This window comes from Thermoleptolyngbya sp. PKUAC-SCTB121 (assembly GCF_016919485.1).
Classification (GTDB): Bacteria; Cyanobacteriota; Cyanobacteriia; order Elainellales; family Elainellaceae; genus Thermoleptolyngbya; species Thermoleptolyngbya sichuanensis.
Window position 1 is genome coordinate 4,949,928 of sequence record NZ_CP070366.1, and the last position, 21,843, is coordinate 4,971,770.

13 protein-coding genes are annotated in these 21,843 nt (G+C 55.0%); 6 read left to right on the forward strand and 7 right to left on the reverse strand.

The genetic code is table 11. The features are described from left to right. Nucleotides 1-1,886: 1,886 nt before the first annotated feature. Complete coding sequence (locus tag JTM80_RS20200; RefSeq protein ID WP_205370181.1) at nt 1,887-2,183, reverse strand: hypothetical protein; 297 nt, start codon at nt 2,181-2,183, stop codon at nt 1,887-1,889. Nucleotides 2,184-2,725: 542 nt separating this feature from the next. On the opposite strand from JTM80_RS20200, the gene JTM80_RS20205 reads away from it, so the two are divergent. Then, a complete protein-coding gene (locus JTM80_RS20205) occupies nt 2,726-4,297 on the forward strand; it encodes an AAA-like domain-containing protein (RefSeq protein WP_172356607.1) in 1,572 nt (523 codons plus the stop codon). On the opposite strand, the gene JTM80_RS20210 is transcribed toward JTM80_RS20205, so the two are convergent. Continuing rightward, entirely contained in the window at nt 4,272-5,318 is a 1,047-nt protein-coding gene (locus JTM80_RS20210) for a DUF6816 family protein (protein ID WP_228721625.1), read from the reverse strand. The two genes, JTM80_RS20205 and JTM80_RS20210, sit on opposite strands and share 26 nt — an antisense overlap. A 436-nt stretch (nt 5,319-5,754) precedes the next feature. Here JTM80_RS20210 and JTM80_RS20215 point away from each other — a divergent pair, with 436 nt between their 5' ends. After that, complete coding sequence (locus JTM80_RS20215) at nt 5,755-7,626, forward strand: GGDEF domain-containing protein (protein ID WP_205370182.1); 1,872 nt, start codon at nt 5,755-5,757, stop codon at nt 7,624-7,626. Between the two features lie 539 nt (nt 7,627-8,165). Next, entirely contained in the window at nt 8,166-8,453 is a 288-nt protein-coding gene (locus JTM80_RS20220) for a hypothetical protein (RefSeq protein ID WP_172356596.1), read from the forward strand. Between the two features lie 257 nt (nt 8,454-8,710). Here JTM80_RS20220 and JTM80_RS20225 read toward each other — a convergent pair whose 3' ends face one another. Together JTM80_RS20225 and JTM80_RS20230 are read right to left on the reverse strand one after the other, a co-directional pair. Then, on the reverse strand, nt 8,711-9,694 hold the full coding sequence (locus JTM80_RS20225) for an alpha-ketoacid dehydrogenase subunit beta (RefSeq protein WP_172356594.1): 984 nt from the start codon (nt 9,692-9,694) through the stop codon (nt 8,711-8,713). A gap of 209 nt (nt 9,695-9,903) precedes the next feature. Then, entirely contained in the window at nt 9,904-12,351 is a 2,448-nt protein-coding gene (locus JTM80_RS20230) for a M48 family metalloprotease (protein ID WP_225906693.1), read from the reverse strand. A gap of 1,050 nt (nt 12,352-13,401) precedes the next feature. Here JTM80_RS20230 and JTM80_RS20235 point away from each other — a divergent pair. After that, nucleotides 13,402-14,634, forward strand: coding sequence for an efflux RND transporter periplasmic adaptor subunit (locus JTM80_RS20235; protein WP_172356592.1), 1,233 nt, complete (start codon nt 13,402-13,404; stop codon nt 14,632-14,634). A 121-nt stretch (nt 14,635-14,755) separates the two neighbouring features. Beyond that, entirely contained in the window at nt 14,756-17,929 is a 3,174-nt protein-coding gene (locus JTM80_RS20240; RefSeq protein WP_172356590.1) for an efflux RND transporter permease subunit, read from the forward strand. An 80-nt stretch (nt 17,930-18,009) separates the two neighbouring features. On the opposite strand, the gene JTM80_RS20245 is transcribed toward JTM80_RS20240, so the two are convergent. Both JTM80_RS20245 and JTM80_RS20250 read right to left on the reverse strand, forming a co-directional pair. Beyond that, nucleotides 18,010-18,720 (reverse strand): Uma2 family endonuclease, encoded by a 711-nt coding sequence (locus JTM80_RS20245; protein WP_172356588.1) that lies wholly within the window; start codon nt 18,718-18,720, stop codon nt 18,010-18,012. 192 nt (nt 18,721-18,912) lie between these two features. Beyond that, on the reverse strand, nt 18,913-19,383 hold the full coding sequence (locus JTM80_RS20250) for a thiol-disulfide oxidoreductase DCC family protein (protein WP_172356586.1): 471 nt from the start codon (nt 19,381-19,383) through the stop codon (nt 18,913-18,915). 322 nt (nt 19,384-19,705) lie between these two features. Here JTM80_RS20250 and JTM80_RS20255 point away from each other — a divergent pair, with 322 nt between their 5' ends. Continuing rightward, on the forward strand, nt 19,706-20,596 hold the full coding sequence (locus JTM80_RS20255) for a 4-hydroxybenzoate solanesyltransferase (RefSeq protein ID WP_172356584.1): 891 nt from the start codon (nt 19,706-19,708) through the stop codon (nt 20,594-20,596). 218 nt (nt 20,597-20,814) lie between these two features. Here the strand turns inward: JTM80_RS20255 and JTM80_RS20260 are convergent, their stop codons facing one another. Next, nucleotides 20,815-21,822, reverse strand: a complete 1,008-nt coding sequence (locus tag JTM80_RS20260) for an SDR family oxidoreductase (protein WP_205370183.1) — start codon at nt 21,820-21,822, stop codon at nt 20,815-20,817. Nucleotides 21,823-21,843 lie beyond the last annotated feature (21 nt).

Consider the following 21,843-nt stretch of genomic DNA (forward strand, 5'->3'; position numbering starts at 1 on the left):
GATCTGTGGGTGAAAATCTGCTCTGTGGACTATTCCTTGGTTCCATAGAAACTGACACATCATCCGTAGCTGCTAGATTTGCGATCGCCCAAGGAGCTATCTGCGCCTTAGAAACTTTCAGTAGGCAAGCCTCCCTGCGAAGGGTAGCTTGAAGGGTAGCTTGACCTTTAGCCTGGTTCCTGGAGGTGAGTAGGTAATCCGTCGTAATCAGACTTTCTAGCTCAGCGTATCCAGGACGCACATTTCCAGATGTAAACATTCCGGATGTAAACATTGAAGCCGCATTGCCTTGTAATGGGCGATCGCAGTAGCAAAGCCATAAATGCTTATCAAAGATGCTTACCAAAGCTGGTAGAAACGCTGGCAGTAGAACGAGATCACTGCTCCGACTGTCCACGCACACTTTTGTCACACAACACAACTCCAAAGAGCATCACTGGTTAACTGTCAACCCGCTGCTCTATGGGATAAGCCTATGGAACATGAAGGCTAATAAACTGGGAAGTATCTCAATACCAGCCCTACACTAAACCGTAATACTAAACCCCTGAGGTTTCTAGAGGGAACCAGGCTTCTGGCTCAAGCATTCTAAACAAAATCAGGCTTTAAGAACCGTTCATGAAATCTGGCGAAACCAGAGTTGCTGAAGCCTTGAATATTAAAACCATACTTATCCTCAAGCGGTATGTTTTCCAGACTACCTAAGAACAATCAAGGATCAGGCTCAACAGCAGAATACCTTGACTGCACTGAATTTCAGCGCTGTAAGTACGCAATACAGAGACACGCTGAGCATGAAGCAAACTATTGCGTTCTCTTAAGGATTCCAAACCCTATACGAGGCTAGCCTATTACGGCAAAAAAGCAAGGTTTGGTGGCGCACAATTTGTGAGTATGCAACTGCACATTTTGAGCAAATTGATGAAGGAGCTAGCATTTCTCGCTCCGTGGCAAACTAAATTCGCCTGAGATCCAAGCCTTTCAGACGGGTGCATAAAGGTGGATAAAAATCAAGTTCAACCAGAAATCGCATACGCATAGTTTGGGGCCGGAGAACCAAGAACAGGATGAGAGGATTGTGATGATTTGAAACCGAATAGCTCTAATAAACCCGCAATAAACAAGGCTCTAATGCATGGTTCGTGACATGCAGCATCTTCTTGCAAGGTGAGATACGTGCTGTTTTGCAAAGACGAAAGTTTCATAGCCTTCTGTGTACCTCACTGGCTTCAAAAACGCTGCATCCTTGTTTCAAAAGCGCTTTTCCTGGAATGTGACGACTGTAGGTGACGAATGTAGGAATGATTGAGAGCTAAGAGCTAATTTGTAAAGGAGCCTGAAAGCCTTGTTAATCAAGGATTTCCGAGAAACCGCTTTTCCTGGGCAAACATGACCTCAAAGCCACACATGCCAAGAGTTTCAGGCTTCTTAAGATTTGCTTCATAAAGCAGCTCTAAGCAAATTCAGTTTGAAACGAACGCGCTAGGGTTCAATGGTTCTCCATCTCTATAATTTTTGTATGGAAATGTGTAGAACTCTTGTGTTGTTGTGTTAGCAACTGAAACAGTCGTGTCAGGCGTTTGTGTGGAAATTCGCGCATGAGGCGAGAGGTTCCTGTTATTAGCAGGATTATGCTCAGGACATTCTATCGGTTCATCGGTGTCTTGGAAGTCGGAGTTTGTTCATGCATCAGGGAGTGCATCAGCATCGCTCCTGCTTGGTAGAATCAGGTATTCAGCGCGTTGCTGGTTGAGTAATATAGGGAGAAGGGGCTGGGGGATGAGGGCAGGTTGAAAGCTTCACATCGCGTGGATTTTGGATTTTGGATAGGCAGACTGAACCGCCAAAATCCAAAACCCAAAACCCAAAATCGCCCTTATCTGTTCTTACTCGTTTGCACCAGGATTGCTGCGGATGTCGCGGTGCAGATAGCGCAGCACTTCGCCGGGGCGACCGTCGAGGACGATGCCGTGGGGCGGGAAATCCAGGGCGTGCATCCACTCGAAGCGTTCGGCGTAGCGGAGCAGGTGGAGCCGGTCAATCGCCATCTGCGCGTCTTCAGGCAGGCCGATGATGCAGTGGCGCAGGCGGCGACGGTGGGGCAGTTCGCAGGTGAGCGGGGGCAGCGAAAACTGGGTCGCCTCCGAGAATGGGGACGACCAGGTGTATTGAATTGTCAGCATTTGGGGTTTCCTCCAGGAAACGAGGGGGTAGGAAACCCCGAAATGTTGGCCGCCCACGGACGTGAAGCGCTGGGACAGGGCGGCCTACAATGGACGCAGCCCTGAGACAGCCACGGACTGTCGAGGGGTCAGGCGTTGGTGGGTGCGGGAACACCTGCCAATGCCGTAGATGACTAAACGACCAAAATTTCGGGGGTAAGGGTAAGCCGCGCTGACTTGGGGTCATTCACAGCTTGATGGTTGATTGTAAGGGATGCGATCGCCCCTGGCAAGAAAAAGTTTCATGGGTTCAACACACGGGTTCAACATTAGACCTCTTGCGTGAATCGTTTGGCAGCACCGCCGCCCAACGATTCACGCTCTCAGAAAAGCATTTATGCAAGAGGTCTGAGGTCTATTGAAGACAAGAATTGGGGACAAAGATTGAGAACAAGGACTGGGGGCAAGAATTGGGGACGACCTTGAGCAAACCTGTGATTAGTTGCCGAAGCGAGAAAATAGCTTGATACTGGGGAGGAACCTTGATGCACTGAGACTCTGCCATGAGTGCCTCTTCTGCCTATGAATATCAGGTCGGCGGCAGGCTGCCCGCAGGCGCACCTAGCTATGTCGTGCGACAGGCAGACGACGAGCTATATCGGGCGCTCAAGGCGGGTGAGTTTTGCTATGTGCTGAACTGTCGGCAGATGGGCAAGTCTAGCCTGCGCGTGCGGACGACCCAGCGCCTCCATGCGGAGGGCTGGAGTTGCGGCGTGGTGGATTTGTCGAGCATCGGCAGCCGCGACATCACGCCTGACCAGTGGTATGCCGACCTGATTATGCGCCTGTTGCGGAGCTTCCAGCTTGCCAAGCAGGTTCCTCTGCGGCAATGGCTGGCAGAGCGTCAGGACTTGTCGCCTGTGAATCGGCTGGGTGAATTTCTAACAGAGACGCTGCCTGCGCTGGTGTCGCCGCCGATTGTGATTTTCGTGGATGAAATCGACAGCATTCTCAGTCTGTCGTTCAATACCGACGATTTTTTTGCGCTGCTGCGGGCCTGTCATGATGCGGGGCAGTTGACCTTTGCGCTGCTGGGGGTGACCACGCCCTCTGACCTGATTGCTGATAAGACACGCACGCCGCTGAATATTGGTCGGGCGATCGCCCTCACTGGGTTCCATCTCGACGAGGCCGAGCCGCTGCTGATGGGGCTGGAGGGCAAGGTCGATCATCCCAGAGCCGTCCTGCGCGAAATCCTTGCCTGGACAGGCGGGCAGCCGTTTCTGACGCAAAAGGTGTGTCAACTGGTGGCCCAGCACAGCCGGCTAAACGCCACGCCCGGACGCGCCCCGTGGGAAACGCCCGATTTGCAAACGCCGTTCTTGCAGCAGCTCGTGCGCGAGATCTTGACCAATCACGGCGCAGAGTCGGTGCAGGTGGCGGCAATTGTGGAATCTAAGGTGATTGAAAACTGGGTCGCCCAGGACGAGCCGCCGCATTTACGCACCATTCGCGATCGCCTCTTGAACGACGAGCGGCGGGCGGGCCGCCTGCTGGGGCTTTATCAGCAGATTCTCCAGCAAGATCCTGCAACCCTGTCGGTATCCCCACACTCTATGTTTTCACACCCAGGCAGCGGGCGATCCACAACCCTCACCGACGACAGCCGCGACTCGGTGGAACTGCTGCTGTCGGGGCTGGTGGTCAAGCAAAACGACCGCTTGCAGGTTTACAACCGGATTTATGAGCGCGTGTTTAATGCAGCCTGGGTTGAAAAGCAACTCTCGGCGCTGCGTCCCTACGCGGACGCGCTGGATGCCTGGTTGCAGTCGGGTGGACTGGACGAGTCGCGGCTGTTGCGCGGGCAGGCGCTGGCCGATGCCCAAACCTGGTCGGCTGGAAAAAACCTGCCCGCCGATGACTACCGATTTTTGGCGGCCAGCCAGGCCCTCGACCAGCGGGATATGCAAACGGCGCTGCGGGCCGCAGAACAGGCTAACGAAATTTTGCAAACTGCCCAGTTGCAGGCGCGGCAGACGCTTCAGCGGGGGATTGTGCTGCTGCTTTTGGCAGGGGTGGGGCTGGCGGCAGCGGCGATCGCCCTTTCGGTTAGTCTGTGCCGGGTTCGGGGATAAACTCCAGCCGATAGCGGTAGAGCGCAACGGGGCGATCGCCCGCCGCAAAGTAATCGGGGTCTTGGGGCGATAGATAAATTGCCGTCACTTGGTCAGCAGTAATGCGGGGCAGTTCGTCGGGGTGCAGTTGATAGGCCGTGCTGGTTTCCACCGTATTGAAGTAGATTTGCGGCGATCCTAAAAACTCCTGCTGAAAGACCTCAGTGGTAATGAACTCTGAGGGACTGGGCGTTTCCACCCCCCGCGCCACCACCGTAGACACCAACTCCTTGGCCCCCAGCACGCTGTCTTCCGACTCGTCGCGCAGCAGCGTAATCTGGCGGTTGGGATTTTTGGGATCAACCTTCACCGCCAGCACCGGACTTTTCTGATGGGGCTTGTCTAGATACGCTTTCGCCAGGTTCAGCCCGTTAAACGCGCGATCGGCGACGACTTGCGGCTTGCCCAACAGCGACGGCGGCAGCGGCAGCCCCCCAAAGCGATTGGGCAGCGTCGCCACAAATCTCGCCTGAAATGGCACTGGCTGGTTGAGATACTGCCGATTGCCCTCAAACCCAGGGGTTGTGATCTCTGGGGCCAGCGGCGCGACCAGATCTACCAGCGTTGTCGTCACGTTCCAGGTGCCCTCAAACCAGTCGGGATAGACCAGATCGCCCCTGGCGCTGGGCAAGAGTGGCTTGCTTTGCCAGTCGGGAAACTGGGCCAGGCGATCGCCCAGCGGCCCTGCCTGTGCGGTTCCAGCCGCTCCCAGCCCAACCCACAGCAGCAGCAACGCCACCACCAGCCCGATTCGTCTCAGGACGCACCAGCCGCCAGTGATCTTTTGGGATACACTCCTCACTGGAGTTTTAGAAAGCTCCAAAGATCGCTCTGGAGTCCAGGCCGCCGCCCCCAGCAATTTTGCGGAGCCGTTGACCAGGTATGGTTTCAGAGTAGACATGAGAACGGAGATGGGCAATTTTGCGGAGACGATTGCCAGACGTTTTGCAACGCTGGGGGCGATCGCTCGTTGCGTTGACACCGCCTTCACCGGGCACCTTCCTGTAGGTCTGATTTTCTGCAAAGCTACCATACAATAGGTTTTTAGGGGATCTTTAGCGAGTTTTTGGAAGATTCGCAAGCTCTTTGGGTGCCTACGCTGGACGAGGGGCGATCGCGACGATTCTGAGAAATTTTGAAATTTGGAGAAACTCAGGATAATTACTGAGATCATCACCCAGTAAATTCAAGCAATTGCCTGAAGTATGGCCGATAAATTACCAAAATGCGTCTAATCTAGGTATTAAAATCAAATTTTCTAAAATTCCGCCCAAATCGACTCTTTGGGAACAATATGAGAAGGCAAGCTTGCTTTATATGAAAAGCTAACTTGCTGGATTCCAGCAAGGCAATCAGATCAGTCAGATCGGTCGTATCAGTCATTTCTAGCGTTGGCACATACCCGCTAAGTGCGGTTTATGAATCACTCCCAATTTGAACAGTGGCTCCGGGCACTCCCGCGCGATCGCCCTCACCATAGCAATCTCACAATTCCACTTCTGCAATCGGTTGATTTTTTGGGCGACCCTTCGCAGGTGTCTGCGTGGCTCGATCGATTGCCGCTAGGCATTGCAATCTATCAAAAAGATGGCTGTGCTGTGTTTCTCAATCAAGTGGCGCGGGACATGATTGGCATTGCCCCATGCACGTTCTCAGATATTTCCTTAGACACTGCCCTAAGCACTGCCCTGGATACCCCAATGTCAGTTTGTCCGATCTTTCAGGCGGGCACGGGGCGGCTGTACGCTACCGAAGCATTGCCCATCTCTCGCGCCCTGCGTGGCGAAAGCTGCACAGCCGACGATTTGGAAATCCGCCGTGCAGAGCGAACCGTTCTGCTGGAAGCGCGGGCCGTGCCATTGTGCAACGGTCAAGGCGAAGTTTTAGGCTGTGTCGCGGTGTTTCAAGACATCACGCTGCGGCGACAGGCCGAGCGATCGCTCGTCACCCAAAACCACGCCCTGCGGTCAGAAATTACCCAAAAAACGGAGGCATTACACCGTCAAAAAATAGAAACGCAGGCCCTGCTCGATGCCATTCCCGACCTGATTTTTCGCGTCAGCGACCAGGGCATTTATCTCAGCTATCTCAAGACGAATCATTTGACTGATCTAATCCCGCCAGATGTCAACCCGGTGGGAATGCGGGTGTCTCAGCTTTTGCCAAAAGAAGTCGCCCAGCGCAAGCTGCATTATTTAAGAGCGGCCTTTGCCACGCAGCAGATTCAGGTCTATGAGCAGCAGGTTTGGTTTGGCGATCGCCTCCAGCATGAAGAAGTCCGCATTGTGCCCTATGGCCCTACCGAAGCGCTGACAATGATTCGCGATGTCACCGACCGCAAATCCGCAGAAGAGGCGCTGCGCCAGAGCGAGGCAAGGTTTCGCGCCGCCTTTGACCACAGCGCCGTGGGCAGTTCCATCAATGCCCTCAACGGTCAGATTCTGGCGGTCAATGCTGCTTGTTGCGATTTGCTGGGCTACACCGAGGCTGAACTGCGATCGCTTACGTTCCAGGCCGTTTCTCACCCCGAAGACTTGGCTGCTGACTTAGCGATGGTGCAGGAATTAATCGACGGTAAGCGAAACTCCTTTCAGATGGAAAAACGCTATATCCGCAAGAGTGGAGAAATTACCTGGGCACTGCTGAGCGTATCGCTGGTACGAGATGCACAACAAAATCCGCTCTATCTGCTGGCGCAAATGCAAAACATCACCCGGCAAAAGCGGGCCGAAGAGATGCTGATTCGAGCCAATCAGGAGTTAGAAGCCCTCGTCAACATTGACGGACTGACGCAAATCGCCAATCGCCGCCGCTTTGACCAGCACCTCAAACAGGAGTGGAATCGGCTCTTGCGAGAACAGCAGTTTCTCTCGCTGATTTTGTTTGATGTAGACGAATTCAAACGCTTTAACGACCACTATGGACATCAGGAAGGCGACGACTGCCTGCAAAAGCTGGCTGAAGTTGCCAAGCGCGTGGCGCAGCGTCCGGCGGATCTGGTGGCTCGCTATGGTGGTGAAGAGTTTGGCGTGATTTTGCCCAACACCGATATGGCAGGGGGGCGGGCGATCGCCGAAAAAATTCGCCTCGGCATCCAGGCGCTGGGCATCCGCCATGAGTATTCTCGTGTGGCCCGGGTCGTGACGGTTAGCCTTGGTGTCACTAGCCAGATTCCCACCTCTACGCAAACTATTGAAGCCCTGATGGCGCAGGCCGACCAAGCCCTCTACAACGCAAAACGTCGGGGCCGAAACCGGACTGTGGTCTACCGGGACTTCGACATGTCCTAATCAGGCTTTGCAGATGTAGCAAACTCTAGCAGGACAAAATAAATGGACCAATTAAGTACCAATCAAGTACCGACGGGAGTATCGGTACAGATTGCTTAATTTAATTAAACTCAAGGCGTTACGAAATTTATTGGTATTCGCAAAACTTATTTACAAATTGAAATATCAAACTTCGTAACAAAAATGAAAGCAAGGTTCCAATTTTTAGGGATTCATTTCTTAAAGAAACGAGCCTATATTGTTACATTTCATCACTTCAGAAAAATCTCTAAAAGTCCTTGCACCAAGACCGTTTCAGGCTGTTTGAACCTCCTTTTTAGGAATTCACGCATTAAATCTTTTTGCAATCCATCGTTTGAGTTTTTGATCTGCGCTTGAATAAAAGTATTGAAAAGAAGCGCAGTTGCGCGATCTCCTCAGGTGTTTCCCTAGAATCTTGCGTTTTACCGAATAGGTAGCTGCAAAAGAGGATGGGCGATCGCTGGGGGGCGGTTGCAGGTGCGTCGCCTTAATAAATCCATCTTTAGGGGTTCGCTGCAATGAACTGGTTTGCCCAACTCACTCGACTCATCCTCGACTTTTATCGGGAGAACCCGGTCGAGCTACGACAGTTGCAAGGGCTAAAGGCATGCCGACTGTCTCGCCGCTGGGGAGTGCTGCGAATTGAGTGTCGCGATCGCCAAGTCGCCGAAACCCTCCTTGCTGCTCAAGACTTGCTCAAGGAGCCGATTTCAGAACTCCGGATTGCTCACCAAATCAATATTCTGGTCAACGGAGTGTTGATTAGCAGCCTGGTTGTGGACCCGACCAAGCTCACCTTTTCGTAGCCTGGTCGGAGATGGGTTATTGATATCTCTGCGCGACATCTCTGCGCTGACATCCGTCCTGCTGGCTGAGCGATCGCTCGGTCTACTTTTGTTTTCAGAGCGCATCGAAATCAGAGCGCATCGCAAAAGGACTGGCAGGGGCGATCGCCCAGCGATTCCCCCCAGCGATTTCCACAGAAGAACACCGCTACACCCCAGTCCTGTCGCACACTAACGTTTTTCGCGTATTTCTCGCGTGTTTCTCGCGCAGGGCTGAACTACACCTTCAGCGCCACCAGCTTTTGCACTGCTTCCACAATTTGGGCAGGTTGCACAATCGTCAAATTCTCTAGCGTGCCGTTGTAGGGCGTGGGAATATCCTGCGAAGCGAGGCGAATCACGGGCGCGTCCAGTTCGTCAAAGAGGCGATCGTTAATCGATGCCGTAATTTCTGCGCCGATGCCGCCAGAGCGCATACATTCTTCCACAATGATCACACGATGGGTCTTGCGAATTGATGCACCAATCGTCTCAAAGTCCAGCGGCTTCAGCGAAATCAGGTCAATCACTTCCGGGTCAAACCCCTCTTTCTCCAGGGTCTTCACCGCCTGCATCACGTGGTGGCGCATCCGCGAATAGGTCAGGATGGTCACGTCATTGCCTTCGCGCACGGTCTCTGCTTTGTCCAGCGGCAGCAGGTATTCTTCCTCTGGCAAATCCTGCTTCAGGTTATAGAGCAGCACATGCTCAAAGAAGATCACAGGGTTGTCATCGCGAATGGCAGACTTTAGCAATCCCTTAGCATTGTAGGGAGTCGAGCAGGCCACCATCTTTAGCCCAGGTACGCCCTGAAAATAAGCTTCTAGCCGCTGGGAATGTTCTGCGCCGAGCTGCCGCCCCACGCCGCCGGGCCCGCGCACCACCAGCGGAATCTTGAAGTTGCCGCCGGAGGTGTAGCGCAACATTCCGGCGTTGTTGGCAATCTGGTTAAACGCCAGCAGCAAAAAACCCATGTTCATCCCTTCGATGATGGGACGTAGCCCCGTCATCGCCGCCCCGACGGCCATCCCCGTAAAGGCATTTTCGGCAATTGGCGTATCCAGAACGCGCAAATCGCCGTATTTCTTATACAGGTCTTTGGTGACTTTGTAGGAGCCGCCATAGTGCCCCACGTCTTCGCCCAACACGAACACGGACGGGTCACGCGCCATCTCTTCGTCGATTGCTTCACGCAGGGCGTTGAACAGGAGGGTTTCTGCCATTGGAATTGCTAATTTTGGTAAATCACTCAATCTAGAATCATACCCTGGTTGTCTCTCATCTGTTTGAAAGAGATGCACTTTTAGACGAGAGAAGCGACCGAGGCTTGACAGAAGCGACCGAGGCTTGACTGGCTAGCCAAAATCGCCAATCCAAAATCGCCAATCGGTGCAAGATAGATTCCTGCCAGCGTTGCTGCCTGCGCCGCGCTCTAGGCCAGCACCGACGGCAGCACAAACGCCAGCCCAATCAGCAGCGCCCCAAACAGCAGATTCCAGAAGCGGTGATAGCTGCGAACCGTCCACTTGGCGGGGCAGTCTAGCCGAATCAGGTCCACCCAGGGCATCATGCCGCGTCGGAACCAGCCCACCGCACTGACGGACTGGTGGATGAAGCTTTCGGCCTGACTTGCGCCAAACAAGAAGTTGCCCAGGGGCCCAAAGCGGGACGAATAGCGCAGCAAAATCATCCCTGTTGGGTCTTGCAGCTTGATTTCTGAGCCATAGGCATAGCCAGAGTCGCCTTTGCCAATAATTTCGCCGCTTAGCTTGACCGGACGACCCCGCAGCGGGCTGGCGTAGGGGTCAGACATGAGGGTGAGTATGTCCATCGCCGGGGCGCGGTTGAAGTCGGGATACATGACGAAGGTTTTGAACAGTAGCCCGATGCCGCCACCCAGCAGTGCAGGAGCGGCGATCGCCCCCAGGTTGCTTGCACCGCTTTGGTAGAGGGCGATCGCCACGAGCAGCCCCAGCCCAAAGCCGATCCAGTCTGCCCAATACAGCAGCACATCCAGCACAAAGTTGCCATAGAGCCGCGTTTTGTTTAGCCCGCGCCCTTCACGCACCACCTGCGCCATGTCGAACTCTGCACCCAGCCCAAGCTGTTCGGCATAGGTGCTGAGGGCGCGGACACGCTTGCCCGTTAGCGGGTGAGTGGAATTTAGCTCCATCCAGGCCGCCCAGGGGTTAAACATATCCCAGAGAAAGACGCGCCCCACCTGCACCGGGCTTGCTGCCACGCGGTAGGCTGTGCCTGTAAATCCGGCGCTGTTGCTGTCGGCAATGCCCAGCGTGCGTGTACCTTGCAGCACCTTGCTGGGCTGGGGGTTGTGCTGTCCCTCTTCCACAATCCCGTAGGCGATTTTCACCAGCGCCCGCGACAGCCCGTTGGGGTTGCCCGTCACCTCGGCGGCAAAATGGTCTGCATAATATTCCCGCGTGCGCGACAGATACAGCACCAGATATTCGCCTAGAACATAGAACACGTAGGCGGCGATCGCCACACTCCGCGTCCCCAGCTTGAGCCGTCGCGCCATTTCGCTGTCGCCCAGCCAGTCCTGGGCCTCTCGCAGATACACATACAGAAGATACGTAATCTGGACCAGCGTTGCCGCCAGCGTCATCACGGCAAAGTCCCAATGCACGACATGGCCCAGTTCGTGGGCGTAGACCGTGGCCACTTCGTCATCGTCCAGGTACTTAAACAAGCCCTGGCTCACCACCACCCGCGCCGTGTTGGGCAGCGAGCCGTAGGTAAAGGCGGTGGGGTTGTCGTCGGGAATTAGCCCCAGGCGAGGCTGAGCAAGCTTCTTTTGCTGGCAAACGGTGCGGATGACGCGGCCCGCCTCCGGACTGCGCCGCTCAATATCCGACAGCGAGACCCAGCGCGTGCCATAGAGCCAGCCCTGCACCACATCCATGATCAGCGGCGACAGGAAAAAGACAATGGCATTGAACAACAGGGTTGCCACCAGCGCCAGGCCCAGCCCCGCCGTGGGGTTGTCGCTGCCATGCAAAAACAGCAGCGCCATGCAGAGCGCAAACACCATGCCAAACAGCAGCGTGATCGTCATGCCCGATGCCAGGGCCAGGCTGCTGGCTACGCCTTTCATCACCAGCGAGACTCCGCCGCGAGGGGCGCGGGTTTTGGTGGGACTAAGGGCGGAAGGTTGGGTGTTTGAGATTTTAGATTTTAAATTTTGGATTTTGGGATGCAGGCTGGCTGCGTTGGCGAGGGGGGCTTCGAGTTGGGTTGCTTCGGCTTCGGGTTCGGGAGCCAGCGTGTTGAGGTATTGGCGGGCCCAGAGCTGCACGAATTCTTTTTCGTGATGCAGCAATCGACGACAGAGGGCGATCGCCGTCTCGGTTTGCCCATTGCCGTTGTAGGCTTTCACCAGCCACATCTGGGCTTGGGCGAAATCTTTGTGATGGGGATTGGCGGATCGGCAGTACGTTTCCAAATGCTCGACGGCTTCGGCAAAGCGCTTGGTTTTCAGCGCATGATTACCCCGATTGAACAGGTCGAGGGCTTCTTCGGCGCTGAGCTGGGGCAGGTCGGCGGTGGGTGCGTCGGTGGCGGCCGATCCGGCGGTGTCCAGGCCGATTGCAGGCGCAGCGGATAGCGTGGGCAGCAGGTTCATAGCCCAGGTTTGCACTTGGGGCGGCGCGTCGGTGCTGAGCTGCTGACAAAGGGCGATCGCCCGCTCTGCCTGCCCACTGTCATAGTAAGCCCGCACCAGCCACATCTGCGCCTGGAAATAGAGCTTGGACTGGCGATCGGCGGTCTGGCAGCAAGCCATCAGCGCTTGAATCGCCGCTTTATACTGCTGCTGTTTAACTGCTTGAATGCCCGATTTCAGGAGGTTCTCGGCCGTCATGACTCGTACTCCCCAAGAGACAATGAGGTATCAAATTGAACACGACACCTCTAGGGTTCCCATCTGAGAATCTTCCTTATTCTTCATCGCCAAAACTTGCGTTCCCGGAGTCTGCCCCAATCCCGCAGCCTGATGGGAGTAACCCAGTTGGAGGATGCTGCAGCAGGGCGATCCCGCTACATTAGTTGACTATTCGTGCAATATCATGAATAAATACTTAGATGCGCAAGAAAAAATTATAAAAATTGCCGTAAAAACACCGACATTGAATAGTTAAGGGCATAAAATCAAGGTGAGCCTGACGGAATGTCTTGAATATGGTTCAACTGGTATCAGTCAGAATAGCGGGCGAAGAGGTAAGCAAAATCACCTCTCTAAGACCTGTCAGTGGTAACCTGTTGAAGCCTATGGCTTTCCTTTTGCCTATTCTGATGAATTTAAGCGCGAGTATCTCAGAATGTTATTTCAATGACATGGGTTTTCGCAGCATCGAACGAGTCAGAGGGAGTTCACCATGACACGGTCATTATTTATTTGGGTCAAGCAAGTTGGTGAATTATTACCTAATGCCTATGATTCAGATGTTTCGTCAAAGGTGGGTGAGTTGGATGCATTGATGCATTGAAGATCTTTGTTGGGGCAAAAAGCAAAATCTGGCTCTAGGCTGCTGTTGACCGCTGCCGATAAGGGATCTTAGGTCGGGTTCTGGGCAACCAGAGTGCGGAAACATTCCGGCCATTGTGGGCAATGGTTGCAACTTGGAAGCGCTATTTTATGTCGCCGATAGCTCTGTACAACTTGGTAGCTCCATAGGAATGGTTTGAGGATAGGGCAACACGTCAGGTAGCGCCACTTTGTATGTCGCCGGTTGAAGTTATGAGATTGCTTGGTGGCTTGTGGCTTCTTGACTGTTATGGTTTGGTGCTAGCAATGCAGTTCCGGCAGTATTTTATGACTAGAGTATTCACATCTTTGTTTCGGGTTTATTTCGCTAACTCCAGGTTTCAACGTGAGCGTAGGGTGTCGCGTCGGGGTTCGCTACTTAGCGCCATGCTGCTGTCAATGGTTGCTGGGGCCTGCCAGAGCGGCCCGCCAGAAGTACAGGGCGGCCCGCCTCCTGTGCCTGTGGAGTTGCAAACTGTGCAATCTAGTACGGTGCTAGAAACTTCAGAGTTTGTGGGCGCACTGGAGGCAGAAGATCGGGTTGTGCTGCGTCCCGAAGCCGATGGGCGAGTGGTAGAAATTTTTGTGCGTCCGGGGGATGTAGTGCAAGCACGAACCCCGATTTTGCAACTGCGGGCTGACCGCAGCCGTGCAGAGGTCAGTGGGGCGATCGCCAACCTAGAGGCTGCACAGTCATCCCGAAACACAGCAGTAGCTCGGCTCCGAGCCGCAGAGGCTGATGCCGACCGCGCAGCAGCCGATGTCAGCTTAGCAGAGTCAGATTATCGCCGCATCGAGTTGTTGGTGTCGGCCGGCGCGCTATCGCGGCAAGAGCTAGACCGAGCGCGAAATAGACGGGATACGGCGATCGCCAGCCGTCGAGCAGCAGAAGAGAACGTGCGAGCGGCCGAAGCCTCACTGCGCGAAACCGAGTCCCAAATTGCCCGCGCCCAGGCAAATCGCAACATTGCTGTTGAAGACCTACAAGATCGGCAGGTGATTTCGCCGATTGCGGGCGTGGTGGGCAATATCCCGGTGAAGGTGGGTGACTTGGTCACGCTTAGCACTACGCTTACCAGCATTATTCAAAACAGCACGCTGGATTTGAACATTGCTGTGCCCATTGAACGATCGCGCCAACTCCGGGTCGGGCTGCCAGTCGAGCTATTAGACGAACAGGGAAAACCTGCTCTGCGCGGTCGCATCAGCTTTGTTGCGCCGGAGGTCAGCAGCGGTGAGCAGTCGGTTCTTGCCAAGGCCAGCTTTACGAACGACGGCAGCCTGCGCGATGGTCAACTAGTTCGCACTCGTGTTGTTTGGAGCAGCCAGCCGGGGCTGCTAGTGCCCACTGCCGCCATCACCCGCATCGCTGGACAAACCTTCGTTTACATAGCCGAACAGCCCGAAGTCAATCCGGATCAGCCCACACCGCCCAACGGCCAATCCGGACAGCCGCCCATGCAGGTGGCCCGCCAGCGGCTTGTGCAACTAGGCGACATCCAGGGTAATAGTTATCGGGTCATCTCTGGTCTACAGCCAGGTGAGCAGGTGGTCGTGTCGGGCGTGCTAAACCTTACTGAAGGCACGCCGATTATGTCCGCTCAGGCAATGGCGCAGTAGGAGTTTGGGATTTGGGGTTTGGCTTCGCGTAAACACCAGCATTCCAAACAATCCAAGCCCTTCTCTTGTTGCAACTTAGTGTGCTAGACCCTTAATCGCTGAACCCTCAATCCAACTCCACATGTTTGCCAACTTTTTCATCAAACAACCTGTTTTCACACTAGTTTGCGCCATTATCACGGTGTTTTTGGGATTGGTGGTTCTGCCAACGCTGCCGATCGCCCAGTTTCCTGATATCGCACCGACGCAGGTGGTGGTAACAGCAAATTATCCAGGGGCAGACGCAGAGACTGTAGAGAATACCGTGACAAATATTCTAGAGCGGGAAATTAATGGTATAGATGGGCTGCGCTACATGAGTTCTAGCAGCGGCAGCGATGGCACCAGCCAGATCACTGTTACCTTTACAGCAGGGCAAGATTCGGACATTGCAGCGGTGAATGTGCAGAACCGAGTAGCTCGGGCCGAGTCTCGTTTGCCAGAAGTGGTAACCCGTACGGGGATTAAGGTAGAGCAGTCGTCTAGCGACTTCCTGATGGCGATCGCCCTCTACCCCACCAACGGCGAATACGATAGCTCTTTCCTCAGCAACTACGCCGACCTGTACATGGTGGAAGAATTGCGGCGGATTCCGGGGGTCGGGTCGATCCAGATTTTTGGAGAACGGAAGTTTGCCATGCGCCTCTGGCTCGATCCAGCGCGGTTAGCAGCACGGGGTCTGACGGTGCAGGATGTTACGAAGGCTATTCGCGAACAAAACATCCAGGTAGGCGCAGGGCAACTGGGGCAACAACCTGCCGATCCGAACCAGGAATACCAAATCAACCTGCGGGCTGATAGCCAGCTCAAGTCCGTCGAAGAATTTGAAAACCTAGTGCTGAAGACGGGAGAAGGCGGCAACTTGGTGCGCCTGAAAGATGTGGGACGGGCGGAACTCGGTGCAGAGAACTATGCGACTTTCTTGACTTATAACGACATAGAATCTGTTGGTTTAGGGATTACGCAACGTTCCGGTTCCAATGCGCTAGAGACGGCGGCTGCCGTTCGCCGAGAGTTAGAAAACTTGAAACGTTCCTTTCCGCCTGGCGTTGACTATGCCATTGCGTTTGATGTCACAAGCTTTGTGCAGGTTTCGTTACGAGATGTGGTGTATACGCTAATCACCGCTATTCTGTTGGTGATATTAGTGCTGTTTTTTTTCCTGCAAGATTGGCGAACCACGCTGGTTCCAGCGGTCGCCATTCCTGTTGCGCTGATTGGGACTTTCGTATTTATCAAGATATTCGGCTTCTCAATCAACACACTGACCTTGTTTGGTTTGACGCTGGCGACAGGTATGGTGGTGGATGACGCGATTGTGGTAGTGGAGGCGATCGCTGCCAAGGTGCAAGATCGCGGCATGAACCCGTTTCGCGCAGCAGCAGAAGCTATGAAAGAGCTGTCTGGCGCGGTGATTGCAACTTCGCTGGTGCTGATGGCGGTGTTCGTCCCGGTGGCGTTTTTTCCCGGCACAACGGGCGCAATCTATCGCCAGTTTGCGCTGACGATTGCTTTTTCTATCGTCGTGTCTACATTCAATGCGCTGACCTTTTCGCCTACGATGTCGGCACTGCTGCTGCGGCCCCGTTCCGACCACCAGGGCTGGCTGGGGCAACAGTTTGAGCGATTTAACGGATTTCTGGAGAGTGTGCGGCAGCGCTATCGCCGATCGCTCACAGTGCTGTCTCGGTTGAAGTATTGGGTGCTAGCTGGGTTTGTACTAGCGCTGATAGCCACGATCTGGGTCTATCGAGTTGTTCCCGGAGCCTTTTTGCCAGAAGAAGATCAAGGCTATTTTATTACGCTGGTGCAGGCTCCCGAAGGCGTGTCACTTAACTACACCAAGAAAATCCTGGATGAAGCCTCAGCCGAGGTACGCAAAATTCCAGAGGTAGAGTCTAACTTTGCTGTGACGGGCTTTAGTTTCGGGGGTGTTGCACCCAACCAAGGCATCATGTTCACCCTGCTGAAGCCGTGGGAAGAGCGTAAGGATCGGGGACAATCCGTCCAAGAAATCATCGGGCAAATCCAGATGAAGTTCTTGGGAATGCCCAAAGCCCGAATTTTCTCGCTAAACCCGCCCTCGATTCAGGGCTTGGGCAGCTTCGGCGGCTTCCAGATGGAAATGCAGGATCGCAGAGGAAACATGCCCCTGGACGAGTTTGTAGGCTACCTCAACGCCCTAATAGGAGTTGCCAACCAGAATCCCAATTTGCAGGCAGTGTTCTCGACCTATTCTGCCAGCACACCACAACTGGTTGTGAATGTTAATCGAGAGCGGGCAAAAGCGCTGCGTGTGAATATTGATGATATTTTCTCCACCCTCCAAAGCTTGTTAGGCTCGAACTATGTCAATGACTTTACGTTAGATCGGCGCAGCTACCGCGTTTATGTGCAGGCCGACCAGCAGTTCCGCGCCCGGCCGGAAGACGTGAACCAACTCTACGTCCGCTCTGCTGCCGGAGATATGGTTCCCCTGGGCAACTTGGTAACGCTGACCCCAACCACCAGCGCCCAGTCGATTACGCACTACAACCTGCTGCGGTCGATTTCGGTGCAGGGCAGTGCAGCGCCGGGAAGAAGTTCTGGTCAGGCGATCGCCACGATGGAGCAGGTTGCCCAGCAGGTGCTTCCACCTAGTCTCGGGTTTGAGTGGACTGGCACTGCTCTAGAGGAAATCGAGTCGGGCGGGCAAGCACCGCTGCTGTTTGCCCTGGGGCTGCTGATGGTGTATCTGGTTCTGTCGGCGCAGTACGGCAGCTTCGTAGATCCGGCGATTGTTTTGTTTGCGGTTCCGCTAGCGGTGTTAGGGGCGATGGGAGCGCAGCTTCTGCGGGGGCAGGCCAACGACGTGTATTCTCAGGTAGGTCTGGTGATGCTGATTGGTCTGGCGAGTAAAAACTCGATTTTGATTGTGGAATACGCCAACCAGTTGCGCGAGAAAGGCTTGCCCATTACCAAAGCAGCCATCGAGGCAGCACAAGAACGACTGCGACCCATTTTGATGACGGGCTTTTCTAGCTTGGTAGGCTTTTTCCCGCTGGTAATTGCTACTGGAGCCGGGGCCGCTAGCCGCCGTTCGATCGGGACAGCTATTTTCGGCGGCTACCTGCTGTCTACGTTTCTCAGCCTGTTCATGGTTCCCGTGCTATACATCATCGTGAAAAAGCTGACGGATCGCTTTATGCCTGAATTGCCCACGCCGCCTGCCGATTTTGAAGATTTGGAGGAACCGCTGTCGACAACGCAGAAATAGGGCAACGCAGAGATAGGAGGGCAGTAAACTTAGTAAGTTGTGTTAGTAAGTCGTATTAGCAAGTCATGCAACTCGCTTGTCTAGGTTGCACGACTATTTGGCGATCGCCCCTCCAGTTCCTCCACAAAGGCCTGATGCGCCGGGTCAGCCAGCCCCGCTTGCAGCACATTTAGCATCTCGATCATCCGCCCCTCTAGCAGCGCGGGCGCGTCCAGCCACAGCCCCGGAAACACGCTGATGCGAATGATGCCCTCCGCATCGGGTTCCACCAGGACGTATTCTTCTGCCTGCAAGCGAAACCAGCTCAGGCGGTTCTCGAAGGTCTGCCAGACCAGATATTCCTGCACCCCGTTGCGGCGATAGGCGTTTTGTTTGGCTCCCAGGTCGATTGCAGCGCTGCTAGTGGCAATTTCTGCAATCAGTTCTGGCGCTCCTTCGATATAGCCGTCATCACTAATTGTGGAGGTTCCGCCCACCTCAATCCGCAGCAGCGCATCCGGCTGGGGTTTGTTGTCCATGTCCAGCCGAGTCGTCGTATTGTCTGAGCCGCTGACACCCGGCGTTGCCACGCTATAGACCCCTAGCCAGGTGATGAGATTGAAATGCGGGTTGCCATGAAACGTTCGGACGGGAGATGCCACGTAAACCACTCCTTCGATGAGTTCTGCTTTGAAATGCTCTGGGGTTGCCTGGTAGCGGCGCTCAAACTCGGCGCGGGTGAGGCGATCGCCACTTTCCAGCGGCGGCATCGGCACAGAGCGGGCAGGCTGTTGAGGATGTTGCAACACCATTGGCGACTCTCTGGGGCAATCTTGGGACAATCTTGGGGCAATCTTGGGGCAATCTTGAAGCGGCACGCTTAAAGCATCGAAGGAGATGGCGCTATTTTAACGAACGGCTACCTCCGCATAAAGCGTCTGCAAAAGCCCCGTTTGACCAGGGCTGAGTCTGCAACGCATTCATCGCTGACTAGGCATCGCGGGCTAGGCGTTGTGCTGGCTCGACTCCTGCGGTGAGCCATCGGGTTGCAAATTGCAGTCGCCCAGTCCGCACATCGGATAGGCAGACTGGTAGAGGCGATCGCGCTTGCCAAACAACGCATAGCGGTTGTCGCGGACTTGTTCATAGAGGCGATCGCCCGCCCACTTCACCCCCGGCAGCGCCCGATAGGCTGCGACAAACCCGTTGCCCAGCGGCAGCAGTCGCCCAATCTCTTCGGCTGCATCACTGCCCTGCCAGCGCACCTCCGGCGCATCTGCCCGCAGCAAAATCATTCCCATTTCGCAGTCCTGCGGCGTAATGCCAAACTGCGCCAGCGTCGGTTCATCCTGCATTGGCGCATATTGAAACATCTGGCCGCGATCCAGCGATTCCAGCAGTTTCACCAGATTGACGCAGAGATTGCAGTTGCCGTCGTAAATCACGAAATAGGGTGCGCTGGCTGACGAACTCATAGCATCTGGGAAGGAAGGATTGCGAACGTCAGTCATAGCGCTCCGATAAGCTCCGATAACTTGATGAATTCGTCCAGAACCTACGCACTTGCGATAGGCTCTTTGGGGTTTGGACGATTTCTCGCGGGCGTAGCCCGCGAGAAATCGTCCAACTGCGTAAGTCCTATCGTCTTTGTCTCTATTCTAGAAACTGAATGGGGGTGAATTCGGTTGCAAACTGAATTCTCGATTTCCTCATTTCTTTATCTTTCCGCTATCGCCTGCAACCCTGTAGGCTAAGGATAAACGCATTCATTCCCCAAAGCTTTTGGCAACTCAACCTATGGTGACTCATCCCTCGCCCCAACCCGAACCGACTTGGCTGAAGGTGGTGCGCCTCTTGCGCTGGGACAAGCCCGCCGGACGGCTCATTTTGATGATTCCGGCGCTGTGGGCGGTGGTGCTGGCGGCGCGGGGCAATCCGCCGCCGATTTTAATTGGGGTGATCGTGCTGGGGACGCTGGCCACCAGCGCGGCGGGCTGCGTGATTAATGACCTGTGGGATCGCAACATTGATCCGCAGGTGCAGCGCACCAAAACCCGGCCCCTGGCCTCGCGGGCGCTGTCGGTGCGGACGGGCATTGCGGTGGCGCTGGTGTCGATGCTCTGCGCCTACGGATTGTCGCTGTATCTAAACCCGCTCAGCTTTTGGCTCTGCGTGGCGGCGGTTCCGGTGATCGTGCTGTATCCGCTGGCAAAGCGGGTGTTTCCGGTGCCGCAGTTGGTGCTGTCGTTGGCATGGGGCTTTGCGGTGCTGATTAGCTGGAGCGCGGTAACGGGCACGCTGGAGCCGGAAACCTGGCTGCTGTGGGGCGCGACGGTGCTGTGGACCCTGGGGTTTGACACCGTTTACGCCATGGCCGACCGGGAAGACGATTTGCGCGTCGGGGTCAATTCCAGCGCAATTTTCTTTGGGCGATACGCGGCGCAGGCGGTGGGCGCATTTTTTACGGCGACGGCGGTGCTGCTGGGGAAACTGGGTAGCTTGATGGCGCTGGGCTGGGTCTATTGGATGGCGCTACTAGGGGCGATCGCCCTATGGATCTGGCAATACCTCCGCCTCCGTCGCACCCCCACCGCCGCCCCAAATCCCGCCCTCTATGGACAGATCTTTCGGCAAAACGTCTGGGTCGGCTTTGTTTTGCTTGCGGGGATGGCCCTTGGCTTTTTCTGAGATTCGCGATTTTGGATTTGCGATTTTGGATTTGCAATTTTGGATTTGCGATTGGGCTTTCTAGCAAGTTTGTTCGGGGTGCCGCTGAGGGGTCTTGAGATAGAGCCAGATCACGTTTAGTCCAAGACACGTCAAAAAGAGGGCAGGAGCAAGACCCCCACCCCCTTTCTGCTAACGTTGCCCAGCAGTGTCCTAAAATCAGCGCCCCAAATTCTGCACTAGGGCTTGGGTTCTTCGACCTTTTTGAAGGGCGATCGCTTCATTTTGCGCTTCATCGCCTTCTCTTTCGCCTTTTCTTTTTCGTACTCTGCTTCCTTCAGCTTTTTCATGATCAGGCTGAAGTATTCCTGCATATAGCCTTCCAGCGTCGTCAGTTCCTTGGGGTCGATGCCGAAGACCTGATAGGTTTCATCCATCGGCGCGGTCAGCGGCTTACCCGTTGCCAGCACTTCGGTAAAGGCGAGGCGATCGGCCTGGTTCCAGCCCCACTGAAAGAACCGGGCAATCTTGCGGGCGGCTCGCAACAGTTCCAGCGGCATCCGCGACACCTTAGATTCCTGCCCCGACAGACGCTCACACAGGCGGATGATTTCATACGCGCCCCAAGGCCGCGACCCCACGACCGGGAAAGTGCGGTTAGCGGTTTCCGGCACCTTCAGCGCCCGCACAGCAAACTTGGCCAAATCCTGCGTGTCGATGTAGGCGATCGGCGACGTTTCCCCCGTCACCCAAACAGCCTGCTTTTCGAGAATAGGAATGGCATACTGCCCGATTAGCCCCTGCATAAAGCCAGCCGTCCGCAGAACCGTGTAGCTCAGCCCTGATTCTGCCAAAAACTGCTCTGTGCAGTGCTTGATTTCCATCAGCGGCACGTCGGGATATTTCTCTGCATCCAGGATGGAGAAGAAAATGAAGCGCTCGACTCCGGCCAGCTTGGCCGCCTGAATCAGCGCCACCTGCCCTTCCCAGTCCACCTGGCGCACGCTGAGGGAATCTGTGGCACGAGCCGTTGCCGCGTCAATGACCGCTGTAACCCCTTCAAAGGCAGGGGGCAACGTCTCCGGTTCGCACAAATCTCCCAGCACCAGCTCTGCGCCCCATTCCCTGAGAAACGAAGCCCTACGGAAGCTTCGCACCAGACAGCGCACCGGATAGCCTTCATCCAGTGCGCGACGAACCACTTGTCTGCCCAGGGTGCCCGTCGCACCGACCACGAGTAACGTCATTATAGATTTCGTCCGAAATCG

What these genes read in the sequence shown, in the direction of transcription:
- JTM80_RS20200 (WP_205370181.1), bottom strand. Translation starts at nt 2,183, where the DNA reads ATGCTGACAATTCAATACACCTGGTCGTCCCCATTCTCGGAGGCGACC.
- JTM80_RS20245 (WP_172356588.1), bottom strand. Translation starts at nt 18,720, where the DNA reads ATGGTGTTGCAACATCCTCAACAGCCTGCCCGCTCTGTGCCGATGCCG.
- JTM80_RS20250 (WP_172356586.1), bottom strand. Translation starts at nt 19,383, where the DNA reads ATGAGTTCGTCAGCCAGCGCACCCTATTTCGTGATTTACGACGGCAAC.
- JTM80_RS20205 (WP_172356607.1), top strand. Translation starts at nt 2,726, where the DNA reads ATGAGTGCCTCTTCTGCCTATGAATATCAGGTCGGCGGCAGGCTGCCC.
- JTM80_RS20215 (WP_205370182.1), top strand. Translation starts at nt 5,755, where the DNA reads ATGAATCACTCCCAATTTGAACAGTGGCTCCGGGCACTCCCGCGCGAT.
- JTM80_RS20240 (WP_172356590.1), top strand. Translation starts at nt 14,756, where the DNA reads ATGTTTGCCAACTTTTTCATCAAACAACCTGTTTTCACACTAGTTTGC.
- JTM80_RS20235 (WP_172356592.1), top strand. Translation starts at nt 13,402, where the DNA reads ATGCTGCTGTCAATGGTTGCTGGGGCCTGCCAGAGCGGCCCGCCAGAA.
- JTM80_RS20225 (WP_172356594.1), bottom strand. Translation starts at nt 9,694, where the DNA reads ATGGCAGAAACCCTCCTGTTCAACGCCCTGCGTGAAGCAATCGACGAA.
- JTM80_RS20230 (WP_225906693.1), bottom strand. Translation starts at nt 12,351, where the DNA reads ATGACGGCCGAGAACCTCCTGAAATCGGGCATTCAAGCAGTTAAACAG.
- JTM80_RS20260 (WP_205370183.1), bottom strand. Translation starts at nt 21,822, where the DNA reads ATGACGTTACTCGTGGTCGGTGCGACGGGCACCCTGGGCAGACAAGTG.
- JTM80_RS20255 (WP_172356584.1), top strand. Translation starts at nt 19,706, where the DNA reads ATGGTGACTCATCCCTCGCCCCAACCCGAACCGACTTGGCTGAAGGTG.
- JTM80_RS20220 (WP_172356596.1), top strand. Translation starts at nt 8,166, where the DNA reads ATGAACTGGTTTGCCCAACTCACTCGACTCATCCTCGACTTTTATCGG.